This is a genomic window from Peribacillus sp. YIM B13482 (genome assembly GCF_042787975.1).
Classification (GTDB): Bacteria; Bacillota; Bacilli; order Bacillales; family DSM-1321; genus Peribacillus; species Peribacillus simplex_A.
Map to the genome: position 1 here is coordinate 17706 of NZ_JBHZPF010000041.1, position 16252 is coordinate 33957.

Sequence of the window (16252 nt, forward strand, 5' to 3'; positions counted from 1 at the left end):
AAATTTCTAAATATAAAAGGAAAGAGCAAGTTCAGCATATAGAAATTGCTAGAGATATTGCTGAAAGTTTCCATCATAACTATGGGGGAACATTCTTATTACTAGAGTACAAAATACAAGAAGAGACTGCTGTATTACCTGGATTAGATGGTCGGAAAATGAGTAAAAGTTATTATAATATAATTCCATCCATTGAAGAGCCAAAAAGTTACAAAAACTCATAAATAAAATCAAAACTGATTCATTACCACCAGAAACACCAAAAGATCCCGTTACATCTATTATATTCACATCTTATACTGAAACTGAAAAGATGAAAGAGCAAAATTTACAAGGAATTGGCTGAGGTGAAGCCAAAAAGGAATTGTTTAATGTAATAAATAGATTTATTGAAGTATCGCGCGAGAAATATAATGAATTAATGTCTTCTCCAAAAACTCTGGATAAAAATTTAAAAGAATGAACAGATAAAGCAAAAGAAATTAGTGTACCATTCTTAAAAGACATTAGAAGTAAGATTGGTATCAGGTGAGAGATTTGACCTATAAGGTATTTTGGACAAATGTACTAAACTAGCGGTAGCTTTTCTTTATAAGGGGAAAGCTTATAAAAAGGCAGGTTAGTGAAACTTCCCTGAGTAATTGATAAACTTAAAACACATTTGACACTAAAGTTTACTCATTATGGAGAGCAGGGATAGATCATCTTCACTTTTATTTATTTGGAAGAAGAACACTGGAATAATCAAATTTACCTTAGAGATATTTCAGATGCTTTTAAAAAAAACTATTATCAATTAAAGGTTAAATTATCTAAAACATTTATTCTTGACATATGATCTTATCCTGAAAAAAAGACAAGTTGGTCGTGGATTTTATTCATTCCAATCAGGTATGTTATCACTTGGTTATTAGTAGCCGTGCTTGCGATGATTCGTGTTGGAGAGTAAAAATTACAAAAGGTATGGCCAAATCACTAATGATTTGTAGTATCTTGATTACGACAGTAGGTGTGGCGGTGATGAGCTTAACCTTCTTACATGATCTTACCCAGACAATTGTCGCCTTCATTGGATATGCGCTATTTGGACTTGGAATTTAATATTATCTATTATCTTTTTGGTGCCAAAAGATGCCGGTAAAACATCTAATGCTTCTAAAAAATCACCGCTGGTAGTAACCGGAACCCTATTGCAGAATAATTAGCAGTTGGAAATGTAAAACGCTACATATAGTGGCGTTTTCAAAAAATAATGAAGGAATGAAGAGATTATGAGAAGTGAATTAATGGAAATTCTAGAATCCCGTAAAGAAGAAATGATAAAAATTCGTAGGCACCTACACGAAAATCCTGAGCTTTCTTTTAAAGAAGAAAAGACAGCTCAATATATTATTGATTTTTAAAAAGAAAAGGACGTAGAAGTTCAATCTAATGTAGGTAATGGATACGGAGTTATCGTGACCATTAAAGGTGGAAAGCCTGGAAAAAACATAGGTCTTCGAGCTGATTTTGATGCACTTCCAATCGTTGAAGAAACGAATATAGCCTTTAAATCAAAAAATGAAGGCGTTATGCATGCGTGTGGTCATGATGGACATACTGCCTACTTATTAGTCTTAGCCGATTGCCTCATTCAATTAAAAGATGAAATTCCAGGTACAATCAAAATTATTCATCAGCATGCGGAGGAAGTTCCGCCAGGCGGGGCAAAGAGTATTGTAGAATCCAGGGTGCTTGACGATTTAGATAATATATTTGGCATCCATCTGCTGCCAATGGACGAAGCAGGAGTTGTTGGTTATTATGCTGGATATTCTTTTAACGGCAGGGCTTATTTGAAATTAAAAGTTCAAGGTAGAGGTGGACATGGTTCCTCACCACATCTAGCGAATGATGCCATTGTCGCTGGTGCTCATTTTGTTACCGCTGCTCAAACGATTATTAGCCGTCGATTAAGTCCTTTTGATATTGGTGTGATTACGATTGGATCTTTTGATGGAAAAGGAACATTTAATATAATTAAAGACAGCGTAGAGCTTGAAGGCGATATTCGTTATATGACTGTTGAAACAAGAGATAAAATTGAAAAAGAAGTTAAACGTCTTGTAAAAGGACTTGAAGAAGAATTTGGTGTAACATGTGATCTAACTTATACGAATGACTATCCACCTTTATATAATGATCCTGAATTAACAGGAAAGGTTGCCGAGTCACTTAAGAATGCAAATGATAAAGATATTAAAGAAGTAAAGGAATTTCCAGCAATGCCGCCATCTGAAGACTTTGCTTACTATGCTGAAAAAATTCCTTCCTGCTTCTTTTACATTGCTTGTACACCTAAAGGAGTAGAAAAACCTTATTTTAATCATAATCCTAAATTTGATATCGATGAAGATGCCCTTCTCGTGGCAGCAAAAGCAGTAGGATATGTTGTTTGTGGTTATTATGAGTTAGATTAGGAAAAAGAATAGAATATTTGTAAGACGTGGTACAGATGATGACATGCTTTGCTGTATTAGATAATTCTATTGATAATAAGCAACTGATACCGAGAAAGGCTAAAGAATGGGTTGTAGCTGATAGTCGGATCTCCGTGTGAAGGGAAACTTTCATGCATGGTGAAGGGAGGGGCTAACTGGAAAAGGCAATGATAACTTCGAATTTTCACCTATTTTTATGAATGGGAATACAAATAAATCATCCCCTTTTATAAAAGAATGCTTCAATTGAATTTCTATAAGGGCGTGTTTTGATAAATCTAAACACGCCCTTATAATCTGTTATTTTATCAGGGTAAGGTATAGATTTGATCATACTTTATAGACATGTTTTAAAAGGTGCCTGCTAACCAAATTAAAGTCCCAGTTTGACGCTGGTAAACAGTAATGGAAAATCGTTTTGTTAACACGTCAAGTATTGTAGAATAATCATTTACCTTTGGGTTTTTTGGCCGAAAAGATAGATGTGGTTCAATACCAAAAGTTATAGTTTCAGCTCTTAAATACTTGGTCTTTTCTTTTTAATCTGGACAAAACTGTAAACTATACTACTTAGGAGTATTCATTAACTCCCTTTCATGAAATTCCAAATAAAGGATTCTCAAATCTCCTTTTTTGTATTTGGTTCGAATACATAATGATTTAACAAAGAAAGTGAAAATAAATACGTGATGATAAATATAAACCTTATTGATCTAAATTATGTTATTCTATTTCTGTTTACAACAGTCCGTCTGCAAAACTGAAATGGGGGTAAGAGGTAAATGGATAAGGAAAAGGAAATCAAACTAAAGAAACCAAAGAAGTCGTGGGTATGGGTTCTAGCAATTATCATCATTGCTAATATAGCAGGTGGTGGGGACAAAGAGGAAGTTGCAAAAGAGAAAGCTTCTGCAACTACTGCTGAACTTAGGGAGGAAGCTTCTAACCAATCTTTACTGCTGCAAGCATTCTCGCGTGTCGCGAATTTTCTCTTTTTCCATACATCAATTATGTTAAAACTATAGACTTATGTAATTTCCTATCTTAAAAATTTAGCCTTATAGTCAATCGGAAAAATGCAAAAATGTTTCGCTTATACATAAGCTTGTTAGGATTCCTTGCGAATAGAAAAGCAGCTAATAAGTTTGATTTTTCGCAGCTAATAACTTCTAAATTATATACTGTTCATAAAGTTGAAAATTGTCTGTGGTGAAATTTCAGAAAATAAAGTTTTTTCAGATAACCATTGAAATGTCCATTAAAAACCGATAGTATACAACTATTAAAACAACTTTATATCAGCGGATGATGATTGTGGGAGAGACTAAACATTGTTTAGCACCGAAGGAGCAAACCCTAAAAAGCAGGGGACTAATCTCTCAGGTAAAAGGACTACAATAGGACGCGTCTCTGAAGAGAGCCATAGGCCACCGAAGGAGTTAAACTCTCAGGTAAAAGGACAGAGGAAGATAGGAAAATCCCTATCTTTCCTCTGTCCTTTTTTTACTAGGAAAGATAAAAAGAAAGGAGGTGCATTAATGATAAATGAGTCTATCTTTTGATTTGTACAATTAACGCTATATTTTCAAAAAGGATGGTAGATCTATTTCACTATATCTAGTACCTATCCAAGAAAGCGCTTACAGTGGTGGACAGTTTCCCAGTACGCTAATAATTCACACTCATTGAAAGACAGACTCTTTATTGGGGAAAAATCCAAGTATCCTATAAAAGTAGAAAGTGGGAATTCGTATGCAGGAACAAAAGTTAGATAGAGGGCTAAAAAACAGGCACGTACAACTCATCGCTATTGGTGGGGCAATCGGAACGGGATTATTTCTTGGAGCAGGAAAATCTATTCATTTAGCCGGGCCATCCATTTTAATTGCTTACATGATTACAGGCGTCATTTGCTTTTTAATCATGCGCGCACTTGGAGAACTACTCTTATCTAATTTGCACTATCATTCCTTTGTCGACTTTGTAAGAGACTATTTAGGTAATATGGCTGCATTTGTAACCGGCTGGACCTACTGGTTTTGCTGGATTTCAATCGCAATGGCCGACTTAACAGCAGTTGGTCTTTATACTCAATACTGGTTTCCCTCTGTACCACAGTGGATGCCAGGATTAATTGCACTTGTCATTCTGCTATTTATGAATCTTGCAACGGTAAAACTATTTGGCGAAATGGAGTTCTGGTTCGCATTAATTAAAGTCATAGCTATTCTAGCACTAATTGTTATCGGTATTTTCATGATTATTAAAGGCTTTTCCACTGATTCAGGCGCAGCAAGTTTCACGAATCTATGGAGTCACGAAGGTATCTTCCCAAATGGAATAAATGGTTTTATCCTCTCATTCCAGATGGTAGTGTTTGCGTTTGTTGGCATTGAACTTGTAGGACTAACAGCAGGTGAAACAGAGGATCCAGAAAAAGTTATCCCCAAAGCGATCAATAATATTCCTATTCGGATTATAATTTTCTACATTGGCGCACTTATTGTCATTATGAGTGTTTATCCGTGGAACGCAATCATCCCAATGGAAAGCCCATTCGTCCAAGTATTTTTGGCCGTAGGTATCGCTGGAGCTGCTGGTATCATCAATTTTGTCGTCTTAACATCGGCGGCTTCGGCATGTAACAGTGCAATCTTCAGTACAAGCCGGATGGTATACTCACTTGCCAAAGATAAAAATGCACCTGTACCGTTTGCAAAACTTAATGACCGTAAAGTACCTTCCAATGCATTGGTCTTTTCAACGGTTGTCATTTTAATTTCCGTTGTTTTGAATTATTTAATGCCTGAAGGAGTATTTACCTTGATTACAAGTATCTCTACAGTATGTTTCATTTTTATTTGGGGAATTACAGTCATCAGCCATTTGAAATATCGTAAAACAAGACCAGATCTAGTGAAAATGAACAAATTTAAATTACCACTTTATCCATTTTCCAATTACTTGATCCTTGCTTTCCTAGCGTTCGTCCTTGTTGTTCTTGCACTTGCGAACGATACTCGTGTTGCCTTAATCGTAACTCCTGTTTGGTTTATTATGCTGATTGCGATTTATAAGATGCGCAAAACGAAGGTAGATCAGGCGAATCAGAGAGAGGCAGCGGGGAATTAAGTGGCAAGAAACCCTTTGATCCCATTAACGATGTTTGTCCAGATAGCTGCCGCTCCATATTTTCCAACTCGGTGGGTAAAAAACTGCCCGTTATAAAAAGCTTAAGATATCTGGATGATCATATTAAAATTCAAAAAAATATCTTAGAATATTATTGTTAGCGCTTTCAAAAATGCTTGACATAATTATTATCAACAACTATTCTAAATGTACCAATTGAATAAGCGGATGACAGTTGTGGGAGAGTGCAAAGCGACAAGCCACCGAAGGAGCAAGTTCCAAAAAGACCCTTGGAACAAATCTCTCAGGTAGATGGAACCACAAATGGACGCACCTCTGGAGAGCGCGTATAAACATTTACGCCACCAAAGGGGAAAGGCTCTATTAAAAATGGAGCTAAACTCTCAGGTAAAAGGACAGAGAAGGGTAGAGAACGCTACGACCCTTTTCTGTCCTTTTTTGCGTGCAAAAAAGGGTGTAAAGCATACTGTTATTAACAGTTTTCATAGAAAAGTAGGCCTGTAGGGGGAAAGAAACTTAAGTGTTTAGTACCATATTGAAATTAATTGAGCGAAAATTCAGAATTAGGTAAAAACGTTGAGGAGGAAAATAAAATGAGTTTACAACAAAATGATTTAACCATTTTTGAAGCCATTGAGAAGGAAGGACAACGTCAACATCAAACACTGGAATTGATTGCATCAGAAAACTTTGTTAGCCCTGATGTATTAGAGGCCATGGGAAGCGTGATGACAAATAAATATGCAGAAGGTTATCCAGGAAAGCGCTATTATGGTGGATGTGAATTTGTCGATGTGGCAGAACAAGCAGCTCTTGAGCGATTAACAAAGCTTTTCGGTGCCAAATATGCAAATGTTCAGCCTCACTCAGGTGCACAAGCCAATTTCGCAGTTTTTTTCGCACTGCTTCAGCCTGGTGATAAGGTGATGGGGATGAACCTTTCACATGGTGGCCACTTAACTCATGGAAGTCCAGTCAGCGTTTCAGGAAAATGGTTTGAAGTTGTGTCTTATGGAGTTAGAGAAGATACTCAGCTAATTGATTATGATGAGTTGGAAGCTATTGCAAAGAAAGAACAACCTAAATTGATTATTGCTGGGACAAGTGCCTATCCAAGAACGATTAATTTTGCACGATTTAGAGAAATTGCCGATCAAGTTGGTGCAAAACTTATGGTGGATATGGCTCATATAGCCGGGCTGGTAGCTACTGGTCTTCATCCATCCCCAATCCCATATGCAGATGTTATTACAAGTACAACTCATAAAACATTAAGAGGACCACGGGGGGGGATCATTTTAACGAACGATGAAGTAATAAGCAAAGCGATTAATAAATCCGTATTCCCGGGAATTCAAGGCGGTCCACTAATGCATATCATTGCAGCAAAAGCAGTTGCTTTCAACGAGGCTTTACAACCAAGCTTTAAGGATTATGCGAAACAAGTCATTGAAAATGCTACAACACTTGGCGAAACATTAAAAAATGAAGGTGCAGCCCTTGTTTCTGGCGGAACAGATAATCATATTGTCCTTTTGGATTTACGTCCGTGGAATTTAACAGGAAAAGAAGCAGAGAAGTTATTGGAAGACGCGGGCATTACCGTTAATAAAAATACGATTCCCTATGATCCAGAAAAGCCATTTGTTACTAGCGGTATCCGAATGGGGACAGCAGCTTTAACAACTCGAGGCATGAAGAAGGAAGAGATGGTGAAAATTGGCGAAGTGATTGCAACGGTTCTAAAAAGTAAAGGGAATAAAGCCGTTATTGAGAAAGCAAGAGTAACAACTAAAGAGATTTGTGGTGTTTATCCGTTATTTCAAGAGCCAACGACTGTGTGAAGAAAGGGGCAGCAATTATGCCTTTGCTGAAACCTGAGCAACGGCCATGGCAGCGAGATATGTCTTTTGGAATCATGGCAATGAAAGAAACCGGTAACAGGTGAAAGAACATCTATTTTACAAAAAATCATAATTGGGGGTAGATCATGGGTATTGAAACAGCATTAAAGCAAACACCGCTTTTTGAAGTATATAAAAAATACGGAGCAAAAGTTATTAATTTTGGTGGCTGGGCTCTGCCGGTTCAATTTACTAGCATTTTAGAAGAGCATGAAGTTGTTCGAACTGAAGCAGGACTTTTTGATGTTTCTCATATGGGAGAAGTACTTGTGGAAGGGAAAGATGCCGAGAGTTATATTAACTACCTTGTTACAAACGATGTAACAAAGCTTAGCATCAATCAAGCACAGTATACCGCAATGTGTTATCCAGACGGTGGAACCGTCGATGATTTATTAGTTTATAAATTAGGGAATGAAAAATATTTACTCGTCATTAATGCCGCAAATATTGAGAAAGATTACGAATGGATGAAGCAGCATGTAAAAGGAGAGATGGCACTCCAAAATATTTCTGAAGACATCGCTCAGCTTGCCATCCAAGGACCAAAGGCAGAAAGCATTTTGCAAAAGTTAACGGAAATAGATTTATCAGAAATTGGTACTTTTAAATTCGCCCAACATGTCAACATCTCGGGGATTACCGATGTACTTGTATCCCGTACAGGTTACACAGGAGAAAATGGATATGAACTTTATTTATCTGCAGACAAAGCGGAAGTACTTTGGGAAAAGATCTTAGAAGCAGGAGCCACGAATGGATTAAAACCATGCGGACTTGGTGCACGGGACACGCTTCGGCTGGAAGCACGTCTTGCACTCTATGGCCAAGAACTAAGTAACGATATCAGCCCGCTGGAAGCAGGAATCGGCTTTGTAGTAAAGACTAACAAAGAAAGTGACTTTATTGGAAAATCTGCTCTTACACAACAAAAAGAAACTGGATTAAAACGAAAATTAGTAGGGATTGAAGTAATAGGCCGGGGAATTCCGCGTCATGGTTACAAGATAATTTCTAAAGATGGAGAGGAAATAGGTATTGTGACATCAGGAACACAATCACCATCTTTGAAGAAAAGCTTAGGTCTTGCCTTGGTATCAGCCGATCAAGCTGAAGTAGGGACGCCGATACAAGTGGAAATCCGAAATAAACAGATTGAAGCCGTTATTGTTAATGCACCATTCTATAAAAGGTAAGCGGAAATATTTTAATAGAGTTATCTTGCAGTTTTCAGGAGTCGATTGCGGTTACCTTGCATGTAGCCTTGAAATCGGCAAATCATCCAAACTATATTCTGAATTATGGCAATAGTGAAAAAAACCAAAAGAAAAGGGGAAAATACAATGACGAAGGTAATATCAAGTTTTAGATATAGCAAAGAACATGAGTGGGTACAACAATTAGAAGGAAATCGTGTACGTATTGGAATCACTGATTATGCACAAAAAGCGTTAGGTGATATCGTCTTTGTTGAAAACCCAGCGATTGATGATGAAGTAGCTGTAAATGAATCGATGGGAACGATCGAGTCGGTTAAAGCAGTTTCCGAACTTTACTCACCTGTTTCAGGTACGGTAGTTACTGTAAACGAAGAGTTAGAAGGCGCTCCAGAGACGATTAACGAGCATCCATTTGAAGCAGGGTGGTTAGTCGAAGTAGAAATGTCCAATCCAGAAGAGTTAGACTCGCTTCTAAACGAAGATGAGTATCAAGCATTTACTAATGAAGGAGAGGAATAATATGGCAGCCACTTATAGATACCTTCCTGATACGAAACAAGACCAAGACGAGATGCTCACATTTTTAAATATTTCTTCGATAGATGAGTTATTTGAAGATATTCCAGCTGAAATCAGATTGCAGGGTGAGCTAAACATCCCAAAGGCGGTTCCTGAACCTCTGCTTGTGAAAAGAATGAACCAGCTTGCTATCAAAAACAAAAATGCGAATCATTATCCGACTTTCCTAGGTGCGGGTACATATGATCATTACATTCCAAGTGTGGTAAACCATATGATTTCACGCTCCGAATTTTACACAGCCTATACACCTTACCAACCGGAAATCAGTCAAGGTGAATTACAAGCAATTTTTGAATTTCAAACGATGGTTTGTGAGTTGACAGGTATGGATGTGGCTAATTCTTCCATGTACGATGGTTTTACATCGCTTGCAGAAGCTGCATCACTTGCTGTTGCATCTACAAGACGTTCGAAAGTTCTTGTATCCAAAGCGGTACATCCTGAATCCAGGGCAATTTTACATACAGTAGCAGGAGGCCCGGGATATACAGCTGAGGAAGTAAACCTAGCTGATGAGGTTACAGATTTAGGGAAGCTGCAAGAACAAATAGATAAGGACACTGCTGCCGTAATTGTTCAATATCCGAATTTCTTCGGTTCCATTGAGGATATAAAAGCAATTAAGAAAATTGCGAAAGAACATGGTGCCCTTTTAATCGTAAGCGCCAATCCTCTTGCACTAGCACTCTTGCAGGCTCCTGGGAAGCTTGGGGCAGATATTGTAATCGGTGATATGCAGCCATTAGGAATCCCAATGTCCTTTGGCGGTCCGCACTGCGGCTATTTTGCGGTAAATAAAAAACTCATGCGCAAAATCCCAGGACGCATTGTAGGCCAAACAGCAGATGAAAAAGGACAGCGTGGATTCGTGTTAACACTTCAAGCACGTGAACAGCATATTCGCCGTGATAAAGCCTTATCCAATATTTGTTCCAACCAGGCATTAAATGCTCTTGCCTCTTCTATTTGTATGACATCACTTGGTAAGCAAGGGATTCGTCAAATGGCACAGCTAAACATTGAGAAAGCTGATTACATGGCGAAAACTCTAGAGCAGAAGGGCTTTACCATAATCAATGAGGCACCATTCTTCAATGAGTTTGTTGTCGAGCTTCCTCGTCCGGTAAAGGAAGTCAATGCAAAACTTCTTAAGGCGGGTATTATCGGTGGATTTGATTTAGAAAGTGATTACGGTTTTGAAAATAAAATGCTGCTAGCTGTGACTGAGCAGCGAACAAAAGAAGAAATTGACCAATTTGTTGATGCTTTGGAGGCGATTGTAAATGGTTGAATATAATGAGTTAATTTTTGAAATAAGTCGTCCAGGACGGGTAGGATCAAGTATACCGGATAGTGACGTTGACTATGTTGATATAAATGAAAAATTTCCAAAGCATTTAATTCGTGACGAACCGGCTGAGCTGCCAGAAGTATCAGAGTTGCAGCTTGTCCGCCACTACACAGCGCTCTCAAATAAAAACCATGGAATCGATAATGGATTCTATCCACTGGGTTCTTGTACGATGAAGTACAATCCGAAAATAAATGAAGATGTGGCACGGTTGGAAGGCTTTAGCCGCATTCATCCATATCAGCCCGTTGAAACAGTACAAGGTGCATTAGAAGTTTTATATGAATTACAGGAAGAGCTAGCCGTCATTACAGGAATGGATGCTGTAACATTACAGCCATCCGCAGGGGCTCAAGGGGAATGGACAGGTTTAATGATGGTTAAGGCGTATCATGCTCAAAAAGGTGAAACCAGAACGAAAGTACTTGTTCCAGACTCAGCGCACGGTACAAATCCAGCAAGTGCAAGTGTTGCTGGTTTTCAAACGATCACGATTCCATCCGATAAAAATGGATTAGTTGACCTAGAAGAATTAAAGAAACATGTGGGATCTGATACAGCTGCGCTAATGTTGACAAATCCGAATACCCTTGGACTTTTTGAAAAAGAAATTGTTGAAATTGCTCAGGTTGTTCATGAAGCAGGGGGCCTATTATACTATGACGGAGCGAATGCCAATGCCATTTTAGGTAAAACAACACCAGGTCAAATGGGCTTTGACATCGTGCACTTAAATCTGCACAAAACATTTACTACGCCTCATGGAGGTGGCGGCCCAGGGGCAGGTCCTGTCGGTGTGAAAGAGAAACTTATTCCTTACTTACCAGTGCCTCGCATAGAAAAAGAAGGTGATAAATATGTGCTGAACGCTAATTATCCGCACTCTATCGGAAGGGTAAAAGGGTATTATGGAAACTTCGGAATTCTCTTGCGGGCGTATACGTATATTCGCACGATGGGTCCAGAAGGGCTGCGCCAAGTATCAGAAAGTGCCGTGCTTCATGCTAATTACCTTCGTAAAAGATTAGAGCCATACTTTGAAGCGCCATATTCACAAATTTGCAAGCATGAATTTGTCCTATCCGGATCCAGGCAGAAAAAGCTGGGTGTAAGAACACTTGATATGGCAAAACGTCTGCTAGATTTCGGCTACCATCCGCCGACCATCTATTTCCCGTTAAATGTAGAGGAATGTTTGATGATTGAACCGACAGAAACAGAGTCGAAAGAAACACTCGATGCATTTGCGGATGTAATGATTCAAATTGCCAAAGAAGTAGAAGATAACCCTGGGGTTGTTTTAGACGCACCACATACTACGGTGATTGGGCGATTGGATGAGGTCCAAGCAGCTAGACAACCAATCTTGCGTTATTCCAAAGAGGAAGTAGTAGAGGAAGCAACGGTAACGTCATAAATGAATGATTGAACATGGACCACCAAGGATGGATTATAAAGAAAAGAATCTCAATATTTCATTCTAGGTGGTTTCATAAGCGTGTTTAAAAAGGATATTGAGAACTAAAAAGACAGAGCAATGGAGAAACTCAATCGGCCTTTTTATTAGCCCTATTGACCAACCTATTTAAAGCTAAAATTACATCTGCTCATAGGAGTGAGAAATAAAATGTCCATCACTGATCTTCGTAAACCAGAATGGCTTAAAATTAAATTAAATACGAATGAACAATATACAGGCTTAAAGAAAATGATGCGTGAAAAAAAACTTCATACTGTTTGTGAAGAAGCAAGATGTCCTAATATTCATGAATGCTGGGCGGTACGAAAAACGGCAACTTTCATGATTTTAGGAAGTGTATGTACTCGGGCTTGCAGATTCTGTGCAGTTCAAACAGGGCTACCATCAGAGCTTGATTGGGAAGAGCCCGAACGTGTCGCAGAATCAGTAAAGCAAATGAACTTAAAGCATGTGGTGATTACCGCTGTTGCTCGTGATGATTTAAAAGACGGCGGAGCAGAAGTATTTGCAGAAACTGTAAAGGCAGTGAGGCGGCAAAATCCATTTTGCAGCATTGAAGTTCTCCCCTCCGATCTGAATGGGGAATATGACAACTTAAAAATATTAATGGATGCAAGGCCAGATATTTTGAATCACAACATTGAAACAGTAAAACGCTTATCTCCCAGAGTTCGTGCACGTGCAACATACGAACGTTCACTAGAGTTTTTAAGGCGGGCAAAGCAAATGAATTCCACTATCCCGACGAAATCAAGCATCATGATTGGTCTAGGAGAAACAAAAGAAGAAATTATGGAAACAATGGATGATCTTCGTGCAAATGATGTGGACATTATGACTATTGGTCAATATTTGCAGCCGACTAAACGACATTTGAAGGTCGAAAAATATTGGAGCCCAGAAGAGTTTGAAGAACTGAAAAACATTGCCATGTCAAAAGGGTTTAGTCATTGCGAAGCCGGTCCGCTTGTTCGCTCCTCCTATCATGCAGATGAACAAGTTCGTGCAACTAAGGTTAATGCGTAATCATTTTTCAATAAACCATTAAGAAAGGGGAGAATCAGATGATAGTCAAAATAAAAATAACAGAGGCAGCCATGAATAAACTGAAGGAAATGACATGTAAGGGTGCCCAAATTCCTCGCATTGACGCTGATATTGCCGGCGGCTGCGGGCTGTCGGTGAAGTTCTCCCTCTTATTGGATGAACCCCGCCGAAACGATGTAATTATTGAATTTGAGGGACTTCAGCTTAGATTAGATCATTTTACAAAACGCTATTTAAATGAAGAAACACAAATTGATTATATAGAAGATAGTGGCTTTATTGTTGGAAAAAGCTTTGCATCCAATGCATGTGCCATTGAAATAAATTAAAGTATCGTAATCGTTTACCTATTAATAGAATAGATCGTGTTTAATAAGTTAGTTGTTTTCTTACACTATCCATATATCTATCTGTGGTTATGAAAACCAAAGGAGGAAGTATTAGGTGAATCAAAAATATGACGTTGTTATCATCGGTGGCGGCACCGGTGGATATGTTGCGGCCATTCGTGCGTCTCAATTAGGATTAAAAACGGCGGTCGTTGAACAAGGAAAACTTGGTGGAACATGCCTTCATGCAGGTTGTATTCCAAGTAAAGCATTATTAAGAAGTGCAGAGGTATATTCAAATGCAAAAAATGCAGATAAATTTGGTGTTATTGCACCGGAAGTTGGACTGGACTTCTCAAAAGTACAGGCCAGAAAAGAAGAAATAACAGAACGCTTATTTAAAGGTGTACAACATTTAATGAAAAAAGGGAAAATAGATGTGTTTGAAGGGAAAGGCAGTATTTTACAGTCAAAAGATGTTTTAGTGAGACTGATTAATGATGAACGGGAAACAATATTAAACCCTCGACATATTTTAATAGCTACAGGATCTCGTCCAAGGACATTACCCGGCTTAGAAGCAGATAGCGAATATGTGATGACATCGGATGAAGCGCTACAAATGAAAGAGCTCCCAAATTCCATCATTATTGTCGGCGGCGGTGTTATTGGAATAGAATGGGCTTCGATGCTTATTGACTTTGGAATAGAAGTGACTGTGATTGAGTATGCCGAGCGCATTTTACCGACAGAAGATAAAGATATTTCAAAGGAAGTACAGCGACTAATGAAGAAAAAAGGTGTGAAAATCGTAACAGGGGCAAAGGTACTTCCAGAATCGTTAGAAAAAGGTGACGGTGTCTCTATAAAGGCGGAATATAAAGGGAAAGACACGACATTTTCAGCAGAAAAATTATTAGTATCTGTCGGAAGATTAGCAAACATAGAAGGCATTCACCTTGAAAATACCAAAGTTGAAGTCGAGAGTGTTATTCAAACAAATGAGTATTATCAAACGAATGAGCCAAACATTTATGCAATTGGAGATGTGATTGGAGGATTACAGCTCGCCCATGTTGCTTCACATGAAGGGATCATCGCAATTGAACATATGGCAGGAGAAAACCCTGTGCCACTTGATCAAACTCTTGTTTCAAAATGCATATATAGTAACCCAGAGGTAGCTAGTGTAGGCTTAACAGAAGAGGATGCGAAGGAGAAAGGATATCAAGTAAAAACAGGAAAATTCACCTTCCGTGCGATTGGAAAGGCTCTTGTTTTTGGTGAATCAGACGGTTTTGTCAAACTCGTTGTTGAACAAGAGTCTAGTAAGTTGTTAGGAGCGCATATGGTTGGGCCACATGTAACCGATATGATTTCAGAAGTTGGTCTTGCACGAGTATTAAATGCAACAGCTATGGATATTGCGCATACGATACACCCTCACCCTACATTAGCGGAAGCAATTGGGGAAGCTGCCCTAGCTGTATATGGTAAGGAAATACACTCATAGATATAAAAATATTAAAAGAAGAGTTGAATACTTCTTCCTTAAGGGGAGGCGAGCCATATGATAGGTGGGAGAAGTTCGATATTAAGTATCAAGTAGTTTCACTATGAAAACCGGGGATGTTAAATCACGGAAGCGGAAGCGTCTGTCAGTAAAAAAATTTTAAGGTCTATCGCCCCTCTCACCGTAGTTCAAGATTGCTAGAAATGAAATTGTAGTAACGGTTTTGTTCGGACACCTATAGCGGTAGAGTTTAGCCACCCCTTCTGAATTCGAAAGTTTTTACATATTTTAATTACAAATCTAAAGGATGGTGAGAGACCATTGTATAAAGAAGTAAATGTTAACCGTGCTAAATTATTAATATCTTGTCCAGAGAAACCAGGTATTATCTCAGCTGTATCTAACCTTTTATTAGAAAGCAGAGCAAATGTTGTTCATTTTGACCAACATACGACGGATCCACAAGCAGGTATGTTTTTTATGAGGATCGAATTTGATTTAAACGACTTTGATGCTTCCTATGCAAAACTTGAAGAGGACTTACATGTGCTGGCCCAGGCTTATGCGATGGAATGGAACTTAAGCGGTAATAATAAAAGAAAACGAATGGCTATCTTTGTATCCAAAATGGATCACTGTCTTATGGAGCTTATATGGCGTTGGAAATCGAATGAACTTCCAGTGGAAATTCCGATGGTGATCAGTAATCATCCTGATTTAAAAAAAATAGTAGAAAGTTATGGCATCCCTTATTATCATATTCCTTTAGCTAATGAAACGAAGCAACAAGCAGAACAGAAAGCACTCGATCTATTGAAAGGGAAAGCAGACTTTATTGCCTTGGCTAGATATATGCAAATTCTTTCCCCTACATTTGTATCGGAGTTCCCAAATCAAATTATTAACATCCATCATTCTTTCTTACCGGCGTTTGTCGGTGCAAATCCTTATGCGAGGGCCTATAACCGTGGTGTTAAGTTAATTGGAGCAACTGCTCATTATGTTACGAATGATCTTGATGAAGGACCCATTATTCAGCAAGATGTAAAGCGCGTTAATCATAGACATACAATCGAAGAATTAAAGGTTACCGGAAGTCATGTGGAAAGACAGGTTCTTGCCCAAGCTGTTTCTTGGCATATTGAAGATAGAGTTATTATTCATGGTAATAAAACAATCGTGTTTGATTAAAT

The 16252-nt window shown here is 38.4% G+C and carries 12 protein-coding genes, 1 pseudogene and 3 riboswitches; all 13 genes and pseudogenes read left to right on the plus strand.

The annotated features are described in order from the left end of the window. Positions 1 to 56: 56 nt before the first annotated feature. Complete coding sequence (locus tag ACFX4L_RS17960; protein WP_317777467.1) at positions 57 to 224, plus strand: hypothetical protein; 168 nt, start codon at positions 57 to 59, stop codon at positions 222 to 224. 1047 nt (positions 225 to 1271) lie between these two features. After that, positions 1272 to 2459, plus strand: a pseudogene (locus ACFX4L_RS17965) (amidohydrolase). Positions 2460 to 3262: 803 nt separating this feature from the next. Beyond that, on the plus strand, positions 3263 to 3505 hold the full coding sequence (locus ACFX4L_RS17970) for a hypothetical protein (RefSeq protein WP_061463190.1): 243 nt from the start codon (positions 3263 to 3265) through the stop codon (positions 3503 to 3505). Between the two features lie 280 nt (positions 3506 to 3785). Next, a riboswitch (glycine riboswitch) is annotated at positions 3786 to 3885 on the plus strand. Positions 3886 to 3888: 3 nt separating this feature from the next. Continuing rightward, a riboswitch (glycine riboswitch) is annotated at positions 3889 to 3945 on the plus strand. A gap of 287 nt (positions 3946 to 4232) precedes the next feature. Beyond that, positions 4233 to 5612 carry an amino acid permease gene (locus ACFX4L_RS17975; RefSeq protein WP_377405785.1) on the plus strand — a complete coding sequence of 460 codons (1380 nt, stop codon included), beginning with the start codon at positions 4233 to 4235 and terminating at the stop codon, positions 5610 to 5612. 326 nt (positions 5613 to 5938) lie between these two features. Beyond that, a riboswitch (glycine riboswitch) is annotated at positions 5939 to 6042 on the plus strand. A gap of 184 nt (positions 6043 to 6226) precedes the next feature. Then, complete coding sequence (glyA, locus tag ACFX4L_RS17980; protein ID WP_377405787.1) at positions 6227 to 7477, plus strand: serine hydroxymethyltransferase; 1251 nt, start codon at positions 6227 to 6229, stop codon at positions 7475 to 7477. Positions 7478 to 7623: 146 nt separating this feature from the next. Beyond that, positions 7624 to 8733: a glycine cleavage system aminomethyltransferase GcvT gene (gene gcvT, locus ACFX4L_RS17985; RefSeq protein WP_377405789.1), complete on the plus strand. Its 1110-nt coding sequence runs from the start codon at positions 7624 to 7626 to the stop codon at positions 8731 to 8733. Between the two features lie 147 nt (positions 8734 to 8880). Then, positions 8881 to 9276 carry a glycine cleavage system protein GcvH gene (gene gcvH, locus ACFX4L_RS17990; RefSeq protein ID WP_318688054.1) on the plus strand — a complete coding sequence of 132 codons (396 nt, stop codon included), beginning with the start codon at positions 8881 to 8883 and terminating at the stop codon, positions 9274 to 9276. Between the two features lies 1 nt (position 9277). Further along, positions 9278 to 10630, plus strand: a complete 1353-nt coding sequence (gene gcvPA, locus ACFX4L_RS17995) for an aminomethyl-transferring glycine dehydrogenase subunit GcvPA (RefSeq protein ID WP_089362214.1) — start codon at positions 9278 to 9280, stop codon at positions 10628 to 10630. Continuing rightward, a complete protein-coding gene (gene gcvPB, locus ACFX4L_RS18000; protein WP_377405791.1) occupies positions 10623 to 12107 on the plus strand; it encodes an aminomethyl-transferring glycine dehydrogenase subunit GcvPB in 1485 nt (494 codons plus the stop codon). Before gcvPA ends, gcvPB begins: the two co-directional genes overlap by 8 nt. Positions 12108 to 12317: 210 nt before the next feature. Beyond that, a complete protein-coding gene (lipA, locus tag ACFX4L_RS18005) occupies positions 12318 to 13196 on the plus strand; it encodes a lipoyl synthase (protein WP_377405793.1) in 879 nt (292 codons plus the stop codon). Positions 13197 to 13234: 38 nt separating this feature from the next. Further along, complete coding sequence (locus ACFX4L_RS18010) at positions 13235 to 13546, plus strand: iron-sulfur cluster biosynthesis family protein (protein WP_377384361.1); 312 nt, start codon at positions 13235 to 13237, stop codon at positions 13544 to 13546. A gap of 115 nt (positions 13547 to 13661) precedes the next feature. After that, positions 13662 to 15059, plus strand: a complete 1398-nt coding sequence (lpdA, locus tag ACFX4L_RS18015) for a dihydrolipoyl dehydrogenase (RefSeq protein WP_377384359.1) — start codon at positions 13662 to 13664, stop codon at positions 15057 to 15059. 321 nt (positions 15060 to 15380) lie between these two features. Next, positions 15381 to 16250, plus strand: coding sequence for a formyltetrahydrofolate deformylase (gene purU, locus ACFX4L_RS18020; protein WP_317777450.1), 870 nt, complete (start codon positions 15381 to 15383; stop codon positions 16248 to 16250). Positions 16251 to 16252: the final 2 nt, after the last annotated feature.

Excerpts from the sequence above, each read along its gene's own strand:
- gcvH (WP_318688054.1), top strand. The coding sequence starts at position 8,881 with ATGACGAAGGTAATATCAAGTTTTAGATATAGCAAAGAACATGAGTGG.
- ACFX4L_RS18010 (WP_377384361.1), top strand. The coding sequence starts at position 13,235 with ATGATAGTCAAAATAAAAATAACAGAGGCAGCCATGAATAAACTGAAG.
- gcvPB (WP_377405791.1), top strand. The coding sequence starts at position 10,623 with ATGGTTGAATATAATGAGTTAATTTTTGAAATAAGTCGTCCAGGACGG.
- lipA (WP_377405793.1), top strand. The coding sequence starts at position 12,318 with ATGTCCATCACTGATCTTCGTAAACCAGAATGGCTTAAAATTAAATTA.
- gcvPA (WP_089362214.1), top strand. The coding sequence starts at position 9,278 with ATGGCAGCCACTTATAGATACCTTCCTGATACGAAACAAGACCAAGAC.
- ACFX4L_RS17970 (WP_061463190.1), top strand. The coding sequence starts at position 3,263 with ATGGATAAGGAAAAGGAAATCAAACTAAAGAAACCAAAGAAGTCGTGG.
- ACFX4L_RS17975 (WP_377405785.1), top strand. The coding sequence starts at position 4,233 with ATGCAGGAACAAAAGTTAGATAGAGGGCTAAAAAACAGGCACGTACAA.
- gcvT (WP_377405789.1), top strand. The coding sequence starts at position 7,624 with ATGGGTATTGAAACAGCATTAAAGCAAACACCGCTTTTTGAAGTATAT.
- glyA (WP_377405787.1), top strand. The coding sequence starts at position 6,227 with ATGAGTTTACAACAAAATGATTTAACCATTTTTGAAGCCATTGAGAAG.